Source organism: Streptomyces sp. NPDC101776, from assembly GCF_044766845.1.
Lineage (GTDB): Bacteria > Actinomycetota > Actinomycetes > Streptomycetales > Streptomycetaceae > Streptomyces.
The window spans coordinates 91,806-108,087 of the sequence record NZ_JBIWMV010000026.1 but is presented as its reverse complement, the minus strand read 5'-3'; the positions used below and the strand labels follow the sequence as shown (position 1 = coordinate 108,087).

Annotated in this window: 16 protein-coding genes; 8 read left to right on the top strand and 8 right to left on the bottom strand. The window is 69.8% G+C overall.

Going from position 1 to position 16,282, the window contains the following annotated elements:
• Positions 1–76: 76 nt before the first annotated feature.
• From ACIRRY_RS45735 to ACIRRY_RS45715, 5 genes are all read right to left on the bottom strand, one after another.
• The gene (locus tag ACIRRY_RS45735; RefSeq protein WP_403985263.1) at positions 77–1,324 is read right to left on the bottom strand and encodes a styrene monooxygenase/indole monooxygenase family protein; all 1,248 of its coding nucleotides are present in this window, start codon (positions 1,322–1,324) and stop codon (positions 77–79) included.
• 69 nt (positions 1,325–1,393) lie between these two features.
• Positions 1,394–2,035, bottom strand: coding sequence for an ATP/GTP-binding protein (locus ACIRRY_RS45730; RefSeq protein ID WP_200689465.1), 642 nt, complete (start codon positions 2,033–2,035; stop codon positions 1,394–1,396).
• Positions 2,016–2,429: a DUF742 domain-containing protein gene (locus ACIRRY_RS45725; RefSeq protein ID WP_403985261.1), complete on the bottom strand. Its 414-nt coding sequence runs from the start codon at positions 2,427–2,429 to the stop codon at positions 2,016–2,018. Before ACIRRY_RS45725 ends, ACIRRY_RS45730 begins: the two co-directional genes overlap by 20 nt.
• Positions 2,426–2,929 (bottom strand): roadblock/LC7 domain-containing protein, encoded by a 504-nt coding sequence (locus tag ACIRRY_RS45720; protein ID WP_403985259.1) that lies wholly within the window; start codon positions 2,927–2,929, stop codon positions 2,426–2,428. The genes ACIRRY_RS45725 and ACIRRY_RS45720 overlap by 4 nt, the downstream gene beginning before the upstream one ends.
• Positions 2,926–5,652, bottom strand: coding sequence for a nitrate- and nitrite sensing domain-containing protein (locus tag ACIRRY_RS45715; RefSeq protein ID WP_403985257.1), 2,727 nt, complete (start codon positions 5,650–5,652; stop codon positions 2,926–2,928). The genes ACIRRY_RS45720 and ACIRRY_RS45715 overlap by 4 nt, the downstream gene beginning before the upstream one ends.
• 353 nt (positions 5,653–6,005) lie before the next feature.
• Between ACIRRY_RS45715 and ACIRRY_RS45710 the strand changes: the two genes are divergently transcribed.
• The gene (locus ACIRRY_RS45710; protein ID WP_403985255.1) at positions 6,006–6,794 is read left to right on the top strand and encodes a protein phosphatase 2C domain-containing protein; all 789 of its coding nucleotides are present in this window, start codon (positions 6,006–6,008) and stop codon (positions 6,792–6,794) included.
• 18 nt (positions 6,795–6,812) lie between these two features.
• On the opposite strand, the gene ACIRRY_RS45705 is transcribed toward ACIRRY_RS45710, so the two are convergent.
• Both ACIRRY_RS45705 and lon read right to left on the bottom strand, forming a co-directional pair.
• Positions 6,813–7,322: a MarR family winged helix-turn-helix transcriptional regulator gene (locus ACIRRY_RS45705; RefSeq protein WP_403985253.1), complete on the bottom strand. Its 510-nt coding sequence runs from the start codon at positions 7,320–7,322 to the stop codon at positions 6,813–6,815.
• Between the two features lie 138 nt (positions 7,323–7,460).
• Positions 7,461–9,902, bottom strand: a complete 2,442-nt coding sequence (gene lon / locus ACIRRY_RS45700) for an endopeptidase La (protein WP_403985251.1) — start codon at positions 9,900–9,902, stop codon at positions 7,461–7,463.
• 292 nt (positions 9,903–10,194) lie between these two features.
• Here lon and ACIRRY_RS45695 point away from each other — a divergent pair, with 292 nt between their 5' ends.
• The 4 genes from ACIRRY_RS45695 (at position 10,195) to ACIRRY_RS45680 (ending at position 12,523) form a co-directional block, all read left to right on the top strand.
• Positions 10,195–10,620 carry a DUF4259 domain-containing protein gene (locus ACIRRY_RS45695; RefSeq protein ID WP_403985249.1) on the top strand — a complete coding sequence of 142 codons (426 nt, stop codon included), beginning with the start codon at positions 10,195–10,197 and terminating at the stop codon, positions 10,618–10,620.
• A 31-nt stretch (positions 10,621–10,651) separates the two neighbouring features.
• Positions 10,652–11,062, top strand: coding sequence for a hypothetical protein (locus ACIRRY_RS45690; RefSeq protein WP_403985247.1), 411 nt, complete (start codon positions 10,652–10,654; stop codon positions 11,060–11,062).
• Between the two features lie 29 nt (positions 11,063–11,091).
• A complete protein-coding gene (locus ACIRRY_RS45685) occupies positions 11,092–11,295 on the top strand; it encodes a hypothetical protein (protein ID WP_403985245.1) in 204 nt (67 codons plus the stop codon).
• 469 nt (positions 11,296–11,764) lie between these two features.
• On the top strand, positions 11,765–12,523 hold the full coding sequence (locus ACIRRY_RS45680) for a GNAT family N-acetyltransferase (protein ID WP_403985305.1): 759 nt from the start codon (positions 11,765–11,767) through the stop codon (positions 12,521–12,523).
• Between the two features lie 22 nt (positions 12,524–12,545).
• Here ACIRRY_RS45680 and ACIRRY_RS45675 read toward each other — a convergent pair whose 3' ends face one another.
• Positions 12,546–13,421: a rhomboid-like protein gene (locus ACIRRY_RS45675; protein ID WP_403985243.1), complete on the bottom strand. Its 876-nt coding sequence runs from the start codon at positions 13,419–13,421 to the stop codon at positions 12,546–12,548.
• 132 nt (positions 13,422–13,553) lie between these two features.
• Here ACIRRY_RS45675 and ACIRRY_RS45670 point away from each other — a divergent pair, with 132 nt between their 5' ends.
• The 3 genes from ACIRRY_RS45670 to ACIRRY_RS45660 all read left to right on the top strand — a co-directional run bounded on the left by ACIRRY_RS45670 (position 13,554) and on the right by ACIRRY_RS45660 (position 16,188).
• A complete protein-coding gene (locus tag ACIRRY_RS45670; protein ID WP_403985241.1) occupies positions 13,554–14,231 on the top strand; it encodes a spermidine synthase in 678 nt (225 codons plus the stop codon).
• A 113-nt stretch (positions 14,232–14,344) separates the two neighbouring features.
• The gene (locus tag ACIRRY_RS45665; protein ID WP_403985239.1) at positions 14,345–15,085 is read left to right on the top strand and encodes a response regulator transcription factor; all 741 of its coding nucleotides are present in this window, start codon (positions 14,345–14,347) and stop codon (positions 15,083–15,085) included.
• Positions 15,082–16,188 (top strand): sensor histidine kinase, encoded by a 1,107-nt coding sequence (locus tag ACIRRY_RS45660; protein WP_403985237.1) that lies wholly within the window; start codon positions 15,082–15,084, stop codon positions 16,186–16,188. The genes ACIRRY_RS45665 and ACIRRY_RS45660 overlap by 4 nt, the downstream gene beginning before the upstream one ends.
• Positions 16,189–16,282 lie beyond the last annotated feature (94 nt).

The window sequence follows — 16,282 nt, the reverse complement described above, 5'->3', positions numbered from 1 at the left end:
TTTGCGGCTCCGCCGCGTGGGCGCGCCCAGCCACCACGAACCCGCGGCCGCCAACTCCCCACAACCCCAACGGCGATTAGGCGACCGAACCCAAGTAGGCCGCAGTCTTCTCGGGCTCATAGAAGAAGTTCTCGAAATCAGCCGGATCATCAAACGCGTTGGCGAACCGATCCGCCACCGGCTGCAACTGGCCTGCCGCGCCAATGAGGTTGAGGATGTGTTCCGGCGGAGGCGAGAGCATCGCGTTGGTCCACTTCGTGACATGCCGCGCAGTGTCCCAGTACCGCTCGAACGTCGCAGACATCCAGTCCCCGTCGAACTCCTTCTCCCCGTGATCGAGGATCGACGCGAGATACGAAGCCGCGCACTTGGCCGCGGAGTTGGACCCCTGCCCGGTGATGGGGTCATTGGCGACGACGACATCGGCGACGCCCAGCACCAACCCGCCCCCCGGCAGCTGCCCCACCGGATTACGGACGGTGGGCGCGTACCGCCCGGCCAACGTCCCACCCGCGTCCGTGAGTTCGACGTCCCGCGCCCGCTCGTACTCCCACGGCGTGAACTTCTCCATGAGTTCCAGGGTCAGGGAGAGATGTTGCGCCGGGTCCTTGACGCCGTTGAAGACGTCGAGCGGGCCGCCGGGTATGCCCTCCCAGAACAGGATGTCCGCACGCCCGGAGGTGGTGAGCGTCGGCATCACGAACAACTCGCCCACACCGGGGACCAGGTTGCAGCGGACCGCGTCGAACTCCGGATGCTCCGGGCGCGGGCCCAGACCGTGGACGTAGGAGACCGCGAGGGCCCGCTGCGGCTCGGTGTACGGGGAGCGCTCCGGGTCGCGGGCGAACATCGAGACCAGCTCGCCCTTGCCCGCCGAGACCAGGACGAGGTCGTACGTACGGGCGAAGTAGTCGAGGTCGCCGACGGCCGCGCCGTGGATGACCAGTTGGCCGCCGCGCTGCGCGAACGTCTCCATCCAGCCGGCCATCTTGACCCGCTGGTCGACCGACTGCGCGTACCCGTCGAGCTTGCCCACCCAGTCGATCGCGCGCTGTGTCGGCCCCGGGTCGTGCGAGCCGGGAGCGGCGACCGAGACGCCGAGTCCTTCGATCTTCGGGGCCTGGGACTCCCAGAAGTTCAGCTGGAGATCGCGCTCGTGCCCGAGGGCCGTGTCGAACATGCACTGCGTCGACATGACCCGTCCGGAGCGGATCTCGTCCGCCGTCCGGTTGGACATCAGGGTGACCTCGTACCCGTGCGACTGGAGTCCGAGGGCGAGCTGGAGACCGGACTGGCCGGCTCCGACGACGAGTATCTTCCGCATACGGGTGGTGGCTCCTTGGTCGCGAGATCTCAAGAACGGCTCGAAGACTGCTCGAAGACCGCTCGGGGACTACTCGGGGGTGACGTCCAGCGCGTGGCCGACGAGGGCGAGCAGCGTCTCGATGGCCGATATCCGCCGCCGCGCGTCCATGATCATTACAGGAACGTGCGCGGGAATCGTCAATGCCTCCCGCACATCCTCCGGCTCGAACCGCTCGCTGCCCACGAAGTGGTTGACCGCGACGATGTACGGCAGCCCGCAGCTCTCGAAGTAGTCCAGCGCGGGGAAACAGTCCTTGAGGCGGCGGGTGTCGGCGAGCACGACGGCGCCGATCGCGCCCCGCACCAGGTCGTCCCACATGAACCAGAACCGCTGCTGTCCCGGTGTGCCGAACAGGTAGAGCACCAGGTCGTCGTCGAGCGTGAGACGGCCGTAGTCCATGGCGACCGTGGTCGTCATCTTGCCCGGGGTGGCCGTGAGGTCGTCGTGCTCCTCGCTGGCCTCGGTCATCAGCGCCTCCGTCTGGAGGGGCTGGATCTCGGAGACGGCACCGACCAGGGTGGTCTTGCCGGCGCCGAAGCCGCCGGCCACCACGATCTTCGTGGCGACGGGCGCGCGGGTGCGGTCCGTCTGCCAGGACCGCGGTTGCTCCTCGTCGTCGAGGAGCGGGGAGACGCCGTAGGCGGCGGCGTCAGAGACGACGGAGTCCACTCAGCACCTTTTCCAGCAGAGCGCGGTCAGGACGGCCCGTACCGTGCGCGGTTCCGGTTCCGTACACACGGATCTTTCCCTGGTCCGCGAGATCGCTCAGGAGTACGCGGACCACGCCGAGCGGCATCTTCAGCAGCGCGGCGATCTCGGCCACCGTACGCATCCGGCGGCAGAGTTCGACGATGGCCCGCATCTCCGGCATCACCCGGGTGTTGAGCGAACCGTTCGTCAACTCCTTGCGCTCCTCCGGGGCTTCGAGCGCCGCCACGAAGGTCTCCACGAGGAGGACATGTCCGAAGCGGGTACGGCCGCCGGTGAGCGAGTAGGGGCGTACGCGGGCGGGTTTGCGATCGCCGCCGCGCACCGGGAGTTTGTTGGGCGTACTACGGTTCATCGGGCACTCCCCGAGGTCGCGTCCTCAAGGGATTTCCTCAGCTCGCTGCGGAGTTCGGGCGTCAGCACATGGCCGGCCCGGCCGACGAAGAGCGCCATGTGGTACGACACGACGCTCATGTCGCAGTCCGCGGAGCCGTGCACGCCGAGCAGCGAACCGTCGCTGATCGACATCACGAAGAGGCTGCCCTGCTCCATGGCGACCATCGTGTGCTTCACCTTGCCGGAGTCCATCAGCTTCGCGGCGCCGATGGTGAGGCTGCCGATGCCGGAGACGATGGTGGCGAGGTCGGCGGCGGAGCCTCGTGGTCCGCTGCGCTTGGTTTCGAGCGCCTCGCGGGCCGCCGTGTTCCTCTCCGGATCGGAGGAGAGGAGCAGCAGGCCGTCGGAGGAGACGACCGCGACCGACTGGATGCCGGGCACCTCCTCGACGAGGTTGCTCAGCAGCCAGTGCAGGTTGCGGGCTTCACTGCTCAGTCCGAAGGTACTGGGCGCGGTCAACTGCTTGCCTCCTCGACGGTGCCCCCCGTGGGTTCCTCGGATCGTGCGGTTGCGCTTCGCGGTGCCGGGACTGGGTTCTGGCCGGTCTTCTCGGCAATCTCCGCTTCTACCTCGCGGTAGCCGGCGGAGGCTCCTGCGCGGAAGCCGCCGAGTCTGCGGCGTAGCGCGTCCGCGTCCACTGTGCCGGTTCGCTGGCGCGGGGCTTGTGCGGGTTGGGTGATCTTGGGGGTGCGTTTGGGGAGGCCCTTGTCTGTCACTGGGTCCTCGTCGGCTCGTGTGTGCTCGGCCTCGGCTTCGCCCTCGGCCGTGAATGATTTCCCACCCGTACCGCCCGTGACGCTCTCGTCGTCGGGTGCGAGTGGCCCCTGTGGGGCTGATTCGCCGTCGGCGGCCTCCGCTGCCAGTGGCAGCAAGAGCTCCATCGTCGTTTCCGCCGGGGTCTCCGGGACCTCCGGGCGCTCCGGAGTTTCGCTTACCTCCACCGCCTTCTCCGCCAGTGCCACCAACGGGTCCGCGTGTTCCGAACGGCCGGGCAGGACATTGGAGTTGGCCTCGGCCGAGGCGCCGGGGAGAGAGTAGGAGTGGGTGTCGCCGGTGACCGGGGCGGACGACGGGACTGCCGAGGCGGGGGCCGTGGCCAGCAACGGGCTCGGGAGGACCACGACCGCCGCGATGCCGCCCTGCTTCTGGTCGCGGAGCTGGACGCGGACGCCGTGGCGGTGGGCGAGGCGGGCCACGACGTACAGGCCGAGGCCGAGGCCCTCCTCGCCCTCCTGGTCGTAGGGGGATTCCGGGTCGAACTCGGTGAGGCGGGTGTTGAGGCTGTTCATCCGGCTGATGGTCATGCCGATGCCCTCGTCCTGGACGGAGAGCATGACCTCGCCGTTCTCCAGGAGCCAGCCGGAGATCTCGACGGGGGCGTCCGGCGGGGAGAACGACGTGGCGTTCTCCATCAACTCCGCCAGCAGATGGGAGAGATCGTCGGCCGCGAAGCCCGCCACGTGCGCGTGCGGCGGGAGGGCCGAGATGCGGACGCGGTCGTAGCGCTCGATCTCGCTGACCGCCGCGCGGACCACGTCGACGAGCGGGACCGGGCCCGCGTGCTGCTGGACGTGATCGGTGCCGGCGAGGACGAGGAGGTTCTCGCTGTGGCGACGCATGACCGTGGCGAAGTGGTCGAGCTTGAAGAGGGTGGAGAGGCGGTCGGGGTCCTGCTCGCGCTCCTCCAGGCCCTCGATGACGGCGAGTTGGCGTTCCACCAGGCCCAGCGTGCGCAGCGCGAGGTTGACGAAGGTGCCGCCGATGCTGGTGCGCAGGCGCTCCAACTGGGTGGAGGAGTCGGTGACTTCGGCGCGGAGTTCCTCGCGGGCGTCGGCCATCTTCTGGCGCTGGCCGACGAGGTGCTTGCGGTCGGCCTCCAGGGTGGTGATGCGCTCGTGGAGGGCGGCGGCGTACGCGTGCAGGGTGTTGACCGAGTTGACGACCTGGGCGAACTCGTCGTTGCGGCCGGTGAACTTGATGGCTTCCTCGGCCGCCGGGTTCTCGGCGCCGGCCAGCCGTGCCGAGCCGCGGCGCAGCACCGACAGCGGGCGGGTGAGGGTACGGGCCATGGCGGTGGCGATGCCGACGGCGAGCAGCGTGAGGGCGCCGAGGATCGCGATGCGGAGTTCCAGCGCCTTGACGTCGTCGTCGCGGAACCGGGCGAGGTCCTTGGCACGGTCGACGTAGAGCGCGGACTCCTCGCCGCGCATCAGGTCGACCCGGGCGGAGAGCGACGCGTCGAGCTTCTTCGTGCTGGTGCCCAACTGGCTGTCGGAGAGCGTGGGTTGGGCGGTGAGGGAGGTGAGGTACTTCTCTGCGGAGTTGACCTCGGATCCGGTGACCGTGGAGTCGTAGCCGTCGACGGCCGTCTTCGTCGCCGTGTCGCGGAAGTCGGCGAGCGCGGAGTCGGAGCGCAGCCGGGCCTGCTGGGCGGCGGCGCTGAGGGCGTCGCGCTGCTTGGCCTGGGCCTTCGTGGAGGTGGTCTGGGTGACGGAGAGGCCGGTGATGGGGCTGGTGACCGTCTCGGTGGTCGTCGGCACGTTCAGCGCGGCCAGGAGCAGTCCCCGGGCGGCGGCGGCCTGCTGGACGGCGGCGTCGAGTTCGGCGAGCGCGTAGGCGCCGGAACCGGCCCGCGGCGGCATCTGCTCCGCCAACTGCTCGGCCAGCCGGTGCAGTTCGGTGATGGCGCCGGAGTACGCGACATGCGCCTCCAGCGCGCTGCTCTGGCCGGTGAGCGCGGCCCGTCGTACGGCGGCGACGTCGTCGAGGTCCGAGCGCAGCGAGGCGGGGATGTCGGTGTCGGCGCGGAGTTCCTCGACCTGGCGGTCGACGCGGGCGCTGCGGTCCTCGTCCGGGGCCTGGGACTTGGGGCGGCCCGCGGCGATGTACGAGGTGACCTCGTCCCGCTCGTCGGCGAGCGAGTGGGCCAGCGACAGCGCGTCCTGGGTCTGTCCGGCGAGCGTCACCAGGTCCTGGGAGTCGTTCAGTTGGCCCGAGGCGGTGATGAGGGAGGGGACACCGGCGGCGGCGATGGCGGCGGCCACGACCGCGACCGCGATGATGAGCCGGTTGCGTACATGGGTGCTGCGCCCCCGGCCCGCGGGGTCGGGCGCGGCGGCACCGGTGGCGCCCCCCTGAGGGGCCGTCTGCTTGCCTGTGCGTCGCGGCCGCTTTTTCTGCACCGGTGCTCGCATTCCTGACTCGTGATACCCATGGGGCCGGGTGACGCTCCGTCATCCCGGTACGGCGACCCTCCCAGTGCCGGTGGGCGGTGGCCGCGCATCATCCGGCCCGCCACCCGAAGGAGTGAACCCCGGAGGGGAGTTGGCGGGCAAGTTCCGGCGGCGGGCCGAAAGGCCTTTCGCGCCCTGCCGGTTGGACGTGGGCGGCGCGCTTTGGCAGGATTCGCCGCCACGCATTCCCGGAGTGATCCATTCCCTCCCAAACCAGGCGTCTGACCTGCACGACTGCGGCAATTCGACAGCGTGTGCCGACCTTTCGCGAAGCCTGTGAAGAGGTCGTGCAGACTGACCGAATGCGTACGGAACTTGTGTCGGAACCCGGCAGCCCGGACCGCCCCAACGAGGACTTCGCGAGTGTCGGCCTTCCTGCCTCGGGACAGGGCGGTTCGCTGATCGTCCTGGACGGGGTGACACCGCCCAGGGGGGAGACCGGGTGTCTGCATTCGGTGCCCTGGTTCACCGCGCGCCTGGGCGGCGCACTGACCGAACTGACCGTTTCCTGCCGGGATCTGACCCTGGCGGAGATTCTCGCCCGGGCGATCCTCCGAACAGCTGAGGCCCACGCCACCACCTGTGACCTTTCTCACCCACGCACCTCTCAGGCAACGGTGGTGCTGGCCCGTTGGTCACCGCTGGAACTCGAATATCTGGTCCTTTCGGACTCCGCCCTGCTGGTCGATTCCCCGGCCGGCGAGGTGACCGTCGTACTGGACGAGCGCCTTTCGCGCCTGCCGCGGGCCGCTCGCGCCACGGACGAGCTGATCGACGCCACGCTCCGTAACAAGGAGGGTGGCTTCTTCACGGCCGCCGCCGATCCGTCGGTCGCGGCCCGGGCGGTGACGGGGTCGCTCCCCCGCGCCGGGGTCCGTGCCTTCGCCGCCCTGACGGACGGGGCGACGAGGTGGGTGGAGAAGTTCGGCCGGGGCGACTGGGCGGAGTGCTTCGCCCTCGTGGAGAAGGAGGGGGCGGCGGAGCTGGTGCGCCGGGTGCGGGCGCTGGAGCGGGCCGACACGGAGGAACGGACGTATCTGCGGCGGAGCAAGACGCACGACGACGCGACGGTCGGGTACGTGGAGCTGTGACCGGCCGCCGCCCGGGGGTCACTTCTCCATGACGCCGTTCAACTGGTGGAGCAGCCGGGCGAGTTCGGCGACCTCGCGGCGGTCCCAGTGGGAGAGCTGGCTGACGTAGCGCTCCCGTCGGGCCGCGCGGACATGGGTGACGCGGCGGCGGCCCTCGTCGGTGAGGTCGACCAGCCAGGCGCGGCCGTCCGCCGGGTCGGGCTCGCGGGCGATCAGGCCCAGTTCCTCCAGGGCGCGCAGTTGGCGGGACATGGTGGCCTTGCCGACGCCGATGTAGGCGGCCAGCTCGGTGGCCCGCTGCCGGCCATACTCCTCCAGCCGGACCAGCAGGCCGTACGCGGCGGACTCCAGGTCGGGGTGGACCTCGCGGGCCATCTCGCCCTGGTTGGCCCGGGCCCGGCGGAAGAGGAAGGTCAACTCGCGCTCCAGGGAGAGGTATTCGGGGTCGGACATCCCGCCCTCGACCATCCCGCCGTCGACCGCCCCGCTGTCGCTTCTGGCCTCGTCCTTGTGCACGTCAGCACTCATCGTCCGCTTTCCTGATCGTGAAAGTCGCCGCAGTTTCGCCAGTATTTCGCAGGGTGGGACCTATGTGCGACGAAGACCCGGGCCCCTCGTGAAAGGGACCCGGGCCTTCGCCCGACCGGTGGCGTCCTCCCCCAGTGCTTAACGCCTGGGAGGTGCCCCCATCGCCGCCACCGGAACCTCCGGCGTCGCGCCGTTCGTCGCGGGCGACAGGGCCAGCTCCAGGACCTGGCGGACATCCGTCACCGCGTGGACGTCGAGCTTGTCCAGGACCTCGGCCGGGACGTCGTCCAGGTCGGGCTCGTTGCGCTTCGGGATGATCACCGTGGTGACCCCGGCCTGGTGCGCGGCGAGCAGCTTCTGCTTCACCCCGCCGATCGGGAGCACCCGGCCGGTCAGGGAGACCTCACCGGTCATGGCCACGTCCGTGCGGACCAGCCGGCCGCTGAGCAGCGAGGCCAGGGCCGTCGTCATCGTGACACCCGCGCTCGGGCCGTCCTTCGGCACCGAACCCGCCGGGAAGTGGATGTGCACGCCCCGGTCCTTCAAGTCGCCGACGGGCAGCTCCAGTTCGGCGCCGTGCGAGCGCAGGAACGACAGGGCGATCTGCGCGCTCTCCTTCATCACGTCACCGAGCTGACCGGTCAGGGTCAGACCCGCCGCGCCCGTCTCCGGGTCGGCCAGCGACGCCTCGACGTAGAGGACGTCTCCGCCGGCGCCGGTGACCGCGAGGCCGGTGGCGACACCGGGCACCGCCGTACGGCGCTCGGCAGGGTCCTGCGCGGACTCGGGCACGTGGTGCGGCCGCCCGATGAGACCCCGCAGATCGGCGTCGGTCACCGTGAACGGCAGCTTCCGCTCACCCAGTTCGTGCTGCGCGGCGATCTTGCGCAGCAGCCGGGCGATCGACCGCTCCAGGGTGCGGACACCCGCCTCCCGGGTGTACTCACCGGCGAGCTTGCGCAGCGCGCTCTCGTCGATGACGACCTCGTCGTCCTTGAGACCGGCCCGCTCCAGCTGGCGCGGGAGCAGGTGGTCACGGGCGATGACGACCTTCTCGTCCTCGGTGTAACCGTCCAGCCGGACCAGTTCCATCCGGTCCAGCAGCGCCTCCGGGATGGCTTCGAGCACGTTGGCCGTCGCCAGGAACACCACGTCGCTCAGGTCGAGTTCGACCTCCAGGTAGTGGTCGCGGAAGGTGTGGTTCTGCGCGGGGTCGAGGACTTCGAGCAGAGCCGCCGCCGGGTCGCCCCGGTAGTCGGACCCCACCTTGTCGATCTCGTCCAGCAGGACCACCGGGTTCATGGACCCGGCCTCCTTGATGGCGCGGACGATACGGCCGGGCAGCGCGCCGACGTACGTACGCCGGTGCCCGCGGATCTCGGCCTCGTCCCGCACGCCACCGAGCGCGACCCGCACGAACTTCCGGCCCATCGCGTGCGCGACGGACTCGCCGAGCGAGGTCTTGCCGACACCGGGCGGACCGACGAGGGCCAGGACGGCACCGCCGCGCCGGCCACCCACCACGCCCAGGCCCCGCTCCGCGCGGCGCTTGCGCACGGCCAGGTACTCGGTGATGCGCTCCTTCACGTCGTTCAGGCCGGCGTGCTCGGCGTCGAGGATCGCCTTGGCGCCCTGGATGTCGTACTCGTCCTGGGTCCTTTCGTTCCACGGCAGTTCAAGAACGGTGTCCAGCCATGTACGGATCCACGATCCCTCGGGCGACTGGTCGGAGGACCGCTCCAGCTTGTCGACCTCCTTGAGGGCGGCCTCGCGGACCTTCTCGGGAAGATCGGCGGCCTCGACCCGGGCGCGGTAGTCGTCGGACTCCTCGCCGTCCTTGGCCGAGTCGCCGTTCAGCTCACGCAGTTCCTTGCGGACGGCTTCGAGCTGTCGGCGCAGCAGGAACTCGCGCTGCTGCTTGTCGACGCCTTCCTGCACGTCCTTGGCGATGGTCTCGGCGACGTCCTGCTCGGCGAGGTGGTCACGCAGGTGCTGGGTGGCGAGCTTCAGCCGGGCCACCGGGTCGGCGGTCTCCAGCAGCTCGATCTTCTGGTCGGTAGTGAGGAAAGGCGAGTAACCGGAGTTGTCGGCAAGCGTGGACACATCGTCAATGGCCTGCACGCGGTCGACGACCTGCCAGGCCCCCCGCTTGCGCAGCCACGCGGTGGCCAGCGCCTTGTATTCCTTCACCAGCTCGGAAACGGAGCCGGGCAAGGGTTCGGGCACGCTCTCGTCGAGCGCGGTGCCCTCGACCCAGAGCGCGGCACCAGGACCGGTGGTCCCGGCCCCGATCTTCACGCGGCTACGGCCGCGGATCAGCGCGCCGGGGTCGCCGTCGGCCAGCCGGCCGACCTGCTCGATGGTGCCGAGCACACCCGTGCTCGCGTAAGTCCCGTCGATCCGTGGCACCAGCAGGACCTTGGGCTTTCCGGACTCGGACCGCGCGGCGGCCTGGGCGGCCTCCACGGCGGCGCGTACATCGGTGTCGTTCAGGTCCAGCGGAACCACCATTCCGGGCAGCACGACCTCGTCGTCGAGCGGCAGCACGGGCAGGGTGAGCGGTGTGGACGTCGAAGCCATGATCTCCCCTTAGGCAGTCAAGTTGAGCTATGCCGACTCAATGCTTGGGCGGCTTCGATTGTTCCCCGCCTGTTGTTCGCCGTGAGCGATCAGAGGGAGGGGGTCTGGCTCTGTGCAGGTCAACGCGGAAAAGGGGTGGGGGCTTCCCCTGGGGGGCGGTGTGTTTTGACGGGGTCGCAGGGCTCAGCGCTCCACCTCGACCTCGACCTCGACGGGCGATGTCAGTGGCGGCTGCCACGATGCCCGGACGCGACGCCATGACGATCAAGCGAGGCAGGAGAGGTACGGATACATGGGCACCTGGGACGTAGGCCCCTTCGACAACGACACCGCGGCGGACTGGTGCGGCGACTTCGACGACGCGTCGCCGGACGCGCGGCAGGGCTTGGTGCGGGACACCCTCGTCCGGGCGGCGGACACCACGGATTACCTCGACGCGGACGTGGGCGACGAAGCGATCGCGGCGGCGGCGCTGGTAGCCGCGCAGTGCCCTGGCGGCGAACCCGCCGATCCCCACTACGGCCCCGACGAGCCGGTCCCCGACCTGACCGGTCTGCGCGCGCTCGCCCTCCGGGCCCTCGACCGCGTCATGACGAAACCGTCGGAACTCCTGGAGGTCTGGGGCGAATCGGATGGCAACCCCTGGCACGCCGTCATCAACCGGCTCCGCGAGACGCTCACACCCCGCCCGCCGGGAGAACAGCCCAACCTGATCTGACTCCCACCCACTCCCCCTCCGAAAGGTCCACATGAGCTGGGACGTTGTTCTCTGCCACCTGCCCGACGGCATCGCCTCGATGCAGGACATACCCGGCGACTACTCCCCGCCCCCACTGGGCCGACAGCACGAAGTCCTCGCGGCCGTGACCCGGGCCGAGCCGGAAGCCGACCTCTCGGACCCCACCTGGGGCGACCTCTCCGGACCCACCTGGTCCATCGAACTCAACATCGGCTCGGACGACCCCGTGGACTCGATCATGCTCCACATCCGCGGCTCCGGCGACGAGGTGCTCGCCTCCGTCTTCCGCCTCGCGAGTGCCCTCGGCTGCAAGGTGCTGGACTGCTCCACCGGGGACCTGATCACCCCGCAAGGCCCTTCGGGCCGGCACGCCTTCCAGGAGTATCGCGACCGCATGTTCAACCCCTCCGACCAGGGCTGATCATCCGCGCCGGGTAGGGTCACCGCACCATGGAACAACTGCCCGAGAGCGTGGACCGGAACATCCTGGAACACCGGATCGTCCATGCGCTCTTCATCATCCGCGAGACCCGGGGGTGCACCCTTCCCCAGGCGCTCGACATCTTCGAGGAGCGGCACGAGGAGCTCCGCCGCGATCGTCCGGACGACTTCACGCTGGGCCGGGACGACTACGGCCGGGGCTTCTACTCCTGACCGCGTCCGGCGAGGGCCTCACGCCCTCACGCGTCCGTCAGCAGCTCGAACCACACGACCTTGCCCTGGGCCGGCCCCATAACGAAGCTCCCCCAGTCGTCGGCGCAGAGTCTCGACTACTCGCGACGCCGGAACGGCACCCTTCGGGTGATCCCTTCAGCGCAGGCGGTTTGCCCGTCCCCGGTCTCACCGTGACATACGCCTCCGGAGCGCTGCCGGAACTCGACAGCGTTCAACTCGACAGGGCGACCACCACTGAATTCCTTACGCCCTCGCGCTCCGCGAAAGCGACACCCCCATCACCGTGCTCCACACCCACCGCCCCCAACTCGCCGCGCTCCTAACGCACATCAGGACCAGCACCCCCCGCCGATAACCAGTTGCCCCAGCTCACACGCCTCGTACCGTCTCCCCTGTGACAGAGACGGAAACCGAGACCCGAAACCTCCTCGCCGCCTACGACGAGCAGATGCGCGGAGCCCATCCCACCCCGCCCGCCGGAGTCACGTACGAGAAGGACGGGCCCCTGCTGCGGATCGTCGGGGAGACCCGGGGATTCGTGACCGGGCCGCGCGACCTGGGCGTACGGGGACGTGAGCTCGACGAACTGATCATTCGGCAGCGGGAGTTCTTCGCGGCTCGTGGGGAGCGCGTGGAATGGAAGATCCGGGGCCATGACGAACCGGCCGACCTCACCGACCGCCTGCGCTCGGCGGGCTTCGTGCCCGAGGACCAGGAGACGGTTCTCGTCGGGCGGACCGGCGAACTGGCCGTAGGCAAGCCCGTGTTGCCGGAATGCGTCACCGTGCGCCGGGTCTCCGACGAGGCGGATCTACGGCGGATCGGCGCCATGGAGTCGGCCGTCTGGGGCATCGACCTGACCTGGCTGGCGACCGAACTGCTCGGCCGGATCACCGCCACCCCGGACGAGATCGCGGTCTGCGTCGCGGAGGCGGACGGCGAGGTGATCTCCGCGGCCTGGCTGCTCTTCTACGGCGACTCCGAGTTCGCGGGGCTGCGCGGCGGTTCGACCGTCGCCGACTGGCGCGGCAAGGGCGTCTACCGCGCCCTCGTCGCCACCCGAGCCGCCCTCGCCGCGGCCCGCGGAGTCGCGTACCTGCACGTGGACGCCTCGGACGACAGCGCGCCGATCCTCCGCCGGCTGGGGTTCCGGGCGATCACGACGACCACGCCGTACGTGTGGTCACCGGATCAGCCGGGAAACTGAACACGCCCGGCCAGACGGGGAGTTACACCCGCCCGACCTCAACCCGAGCCGCCTCCACCCCAGCCACCCGCACCCGCTGCCACCGCCGTATCAACGGCCACGTCGCGACGCCTATCGTCAGCGAGATCAGGTGGCCCCAGTTCGTCATGGGATCGGTGAAAGCGATCAGGTCGGAGACCAGCGACCAGCCGAACAGGGCGATCAACGGCAGGCCCAGCCACGGCCGCAGCAGGCCGGCCAGCGCTCCTGTGCTCGTGGCGACGCCGAAGCTGATGCCGTAGTCGAGGCGGTGGAGCGAGGTGTCGGGGAGGTGGCCCGCCAACACCGCGATTCCTACCGTCCCTTCGGTCGCGAGGGTGGCCAGGATGTGCCCCGAGAGGAACACCGCGGCGGCCCGCACCCCGCCGATCCGGCGTTCCAGCGCGGTCAGGACCAGCAGGAAGAGCAGCGCGTACGGCGAGACCATCCCGCCCACGATCCACCACGCGCTCGCGATCAGCACCAGGAACGGATCGCGGACCAGGTGGGTGACATCGGTACTGGACGCCTGGTGGAGTTCGCTCACGAGGGTGGGATCGGCGTACTGCGCGACGAGGGACGTGATGAGGAGCAGCAGCGCGTAAGCAAAAGTGAACGGTGTGCCGGTGGGTGTGGGCAGCAGCCGCCAGAGGTGGACGCGGCGGAGCGCGGTGACGATCCGTGACTCTGCGGGTACGGCGGGGGTCGACGCCGAGACGGACACCGCCGCCGGGCCGGGACCCGGAGGACCCGAGAATCCCAACTCCTCACCCGCTGACGACACTTCGCGCTGTCTCGGCATCGCGTCCAGCAGCGAGGAGTCCTCCCCGGCCAGAGGCGTCGCGGAGGCCGGGGTGTCGGCCGTCACGGTCCGTTCCACGGTGAGGCGCTCCTTCCGTTTCAACCCCACCCTTCGCCGTCCCACCTGCCGCTGTCTATGACCGACGCCACGCGAGAGCCGATTCACAGCAACCCGAAAGCTTTCCCGCGCGTCCGCGGGTACCGTGCGCGGATGACCACCGCGTACGACACTCCCGTTGTCCTGGACCGTCGCGAGGGCCCCTACGGGGAGGTGGTGCTGCGCCGGCACGGGGAGTTGCTCCAGATCATCGCCAACGGCTGCTTCCTGATGGACACTTCGGACGGGCGCTCGGAGCGGCTGCTGATCGACGCCGCGCGCGACGCCCTGGACCGACGCCCCGAACCGCATGTGCTGATCGGCGGGTTGGGGGTCGGGTTCTCACTGGCGCACGCCGCCGCCGATCCCCGCTGGGGGCGGATCACGGTCGTGGAGCGGGAACCGGCGATCATCGAGTGGCACCGGTCCGGGCCGCTGTCGGCGCTCTCCGCGGCCGCTTTCGCCGATCCCCGTACGGACATTGTGAAAACGGACCTGGTCACACTAGTCAATGAGACTTGCGCCACTTTCGACGCGCTCTGCCTCGACATCGACAACGGCCCCGGCTGGACCGTCACCGAGGGCAACGACACCCTCTACTCACCGGCCGGACTCGCAAGCTGTGCAAGGGCGTTGAGGCCGGGCGGGGTACTCGCCGTATGGTCTGCGCGGCCCTCTCCGGAATTTGAGCGAACCTTATGGAATGCCGGGTTCCAACGGGTGCGTACCGAAGAGATCCCCGTTGACCGAGGCGTTCCCGACGTCGTGCACCTCGCCGTACGACCTGGATAGCAAAGCCGCCGTTACTCCCCGTACCCTGCTTGCCTGACGCAGATCATTCAAGCGTCAAGCGCAGTCATGGGATCACCCCACTGGTTCCGGAAAGCACACTTCAGGGGCGGGCGATGGAGCAGACACAGACCTCCCACAACGGTGCGGCCACGGCCACGCCCGGCGCACAGCGCCGGGTACTGGTGGTCGAGGACGACCCGACAATCGTCGACGCCATCGCAGCCCGTTTGCGGGCCGAGGGATTCCTCGTGCAGACCGCGGGCGACGGGCCTTCGGCCGTCGACACCGCCGAGGCCTGGCAGCCCGATCTGCTGATCCTCGACATCATGCTGCCCGGCTTCGACGGGCTGGAGGTCTGCCGCCGTGTGCAGGCCGCCCGCCCGGTGCCGGTGCTGATGCTCACCGCGCGCGACGACGAGACCGACATGCTGGTCGGACTCGGGGTCGGCGCCGACGACTACATGACCAAGCCGTTCTCCATGCGGGAACTGGCGGCTCGGGTGCACGTCCTGCTGCGCCGGGTGGAGCGTGCCGTGGTGGCCGCGTCCACCCCGCGCTCGGGCATCCTGCGCCTCGGCGAGCTGGAGATCGACCACGCGCAGCGCCGGGTACGGGTGCGCAGCGACGACGTGCACCTGACGCCCACCGAGTTCGACCTGCTGGTGTGCCTGGCGAACACCCCGCGTGCCGTGCTCTCGCGCGAGCAGTTGCTCGCCGAGGTGTGGGACTGGGCGGACGCCTCCGGCACGCGGACGGTCGACAGCCACATCAAGGCGCTGCGCCGGAAGATCGGCGCCGAGCGGATCCGCACGGTCCACGGCGTCGGCTACGCACTGGAGACACCGACGCCATGAGGGAAGGGCCGACGTCACGGAGGAGCCCCGGGGAGTCCTGGGGCGGCGTACGCCCGTTCTCGATCAAGACCAAGCTGGGCGCGCTGGTCGTCATCTCGGTGCTCATCACCACCGGGCTGATGATGATCGCCATGCGCACGGCGACGGAGCTGCGCTTCATCACGGTCTTCTCGATGATCGCCACACTGCTGATAACGCAGTTCGTGGCCCATTCGCTCACCGCGCCGCTGGACGAGATGAACACGGTGGCCCGGTCCATCTCGCGCGGCGACTACACGCGCCGGGTGCGCGAGAACCGCCGCGACGAACTGGGCGACCTGGCCGGGACGATCAACGTCATGGCCGACGAGCTGGAGGCGCAGGAGCGCCAGCGCAAGGAGCTCGTCGCGAACGTCTCGCACGAGCTGCGCACCCCCATCGCGGGCCTGCGCGCCGTACTGGAGAACGTCGTCGACGGCGTCTCGGCCGCCGACCCGGAGACCATGCGGACGGCCCTGAAGCAGACCGAGCGGCTCGGGCGGCTCGTCGAGACGCTGCTGGACCTCTCCCGGCTGGACAACGGCGTCGTACCGCTGAAGACCCGCCGTTTCGAGGTGTGGCCGTATCTCTCGGGCGTGCTCAAGGAGGCCAACATGGTCGCCTCCGCGCGCGCGGGCATCGCGTCGGGCTCGGGGAGTCACACGCGGACGGACGTCCATCTGCACCTGGACGTGTCCCCGCCGGAGCTGACCGCGCTCGCGGACCCGGAGCGCATCCACCAGGTCGTCGCCAACCTGATCGACAACGCGGTCAAGCACAGCCCCGCGCACGGCCGGGTGACGGTCAAGGCGCGGCGCGGTTCGCTGCCCCAGTCGCTGGAGCTGGAGGTCCTGGACGAGGGACCCGGCATCCCGAAGGCGCAGTGGGCGCACATCTTCGAGCGGTTCAACCGGGGTGCGGTGAGCTCGCCGCACGGGCCGGGCAGCGACGGCGGTACGGGCCTCGGGCTGGCGATCGCCCGCTGGGCGGTGGATCTGCACGGCGGCCGGATCGGTGTGGCCGAATCCGACCGCGGTTGCAGGATCATCGTCACCCTCCCGGGACTGTCATCCGTGCCAAGTTGACGTAAAGTTCGAACCGGAGCCCCAAGATCCATGTCGGTCCGCGCTGACGGACACGTGTGATCAGGCACAGGCCCGCGCCATCGGCGCGTCCGGC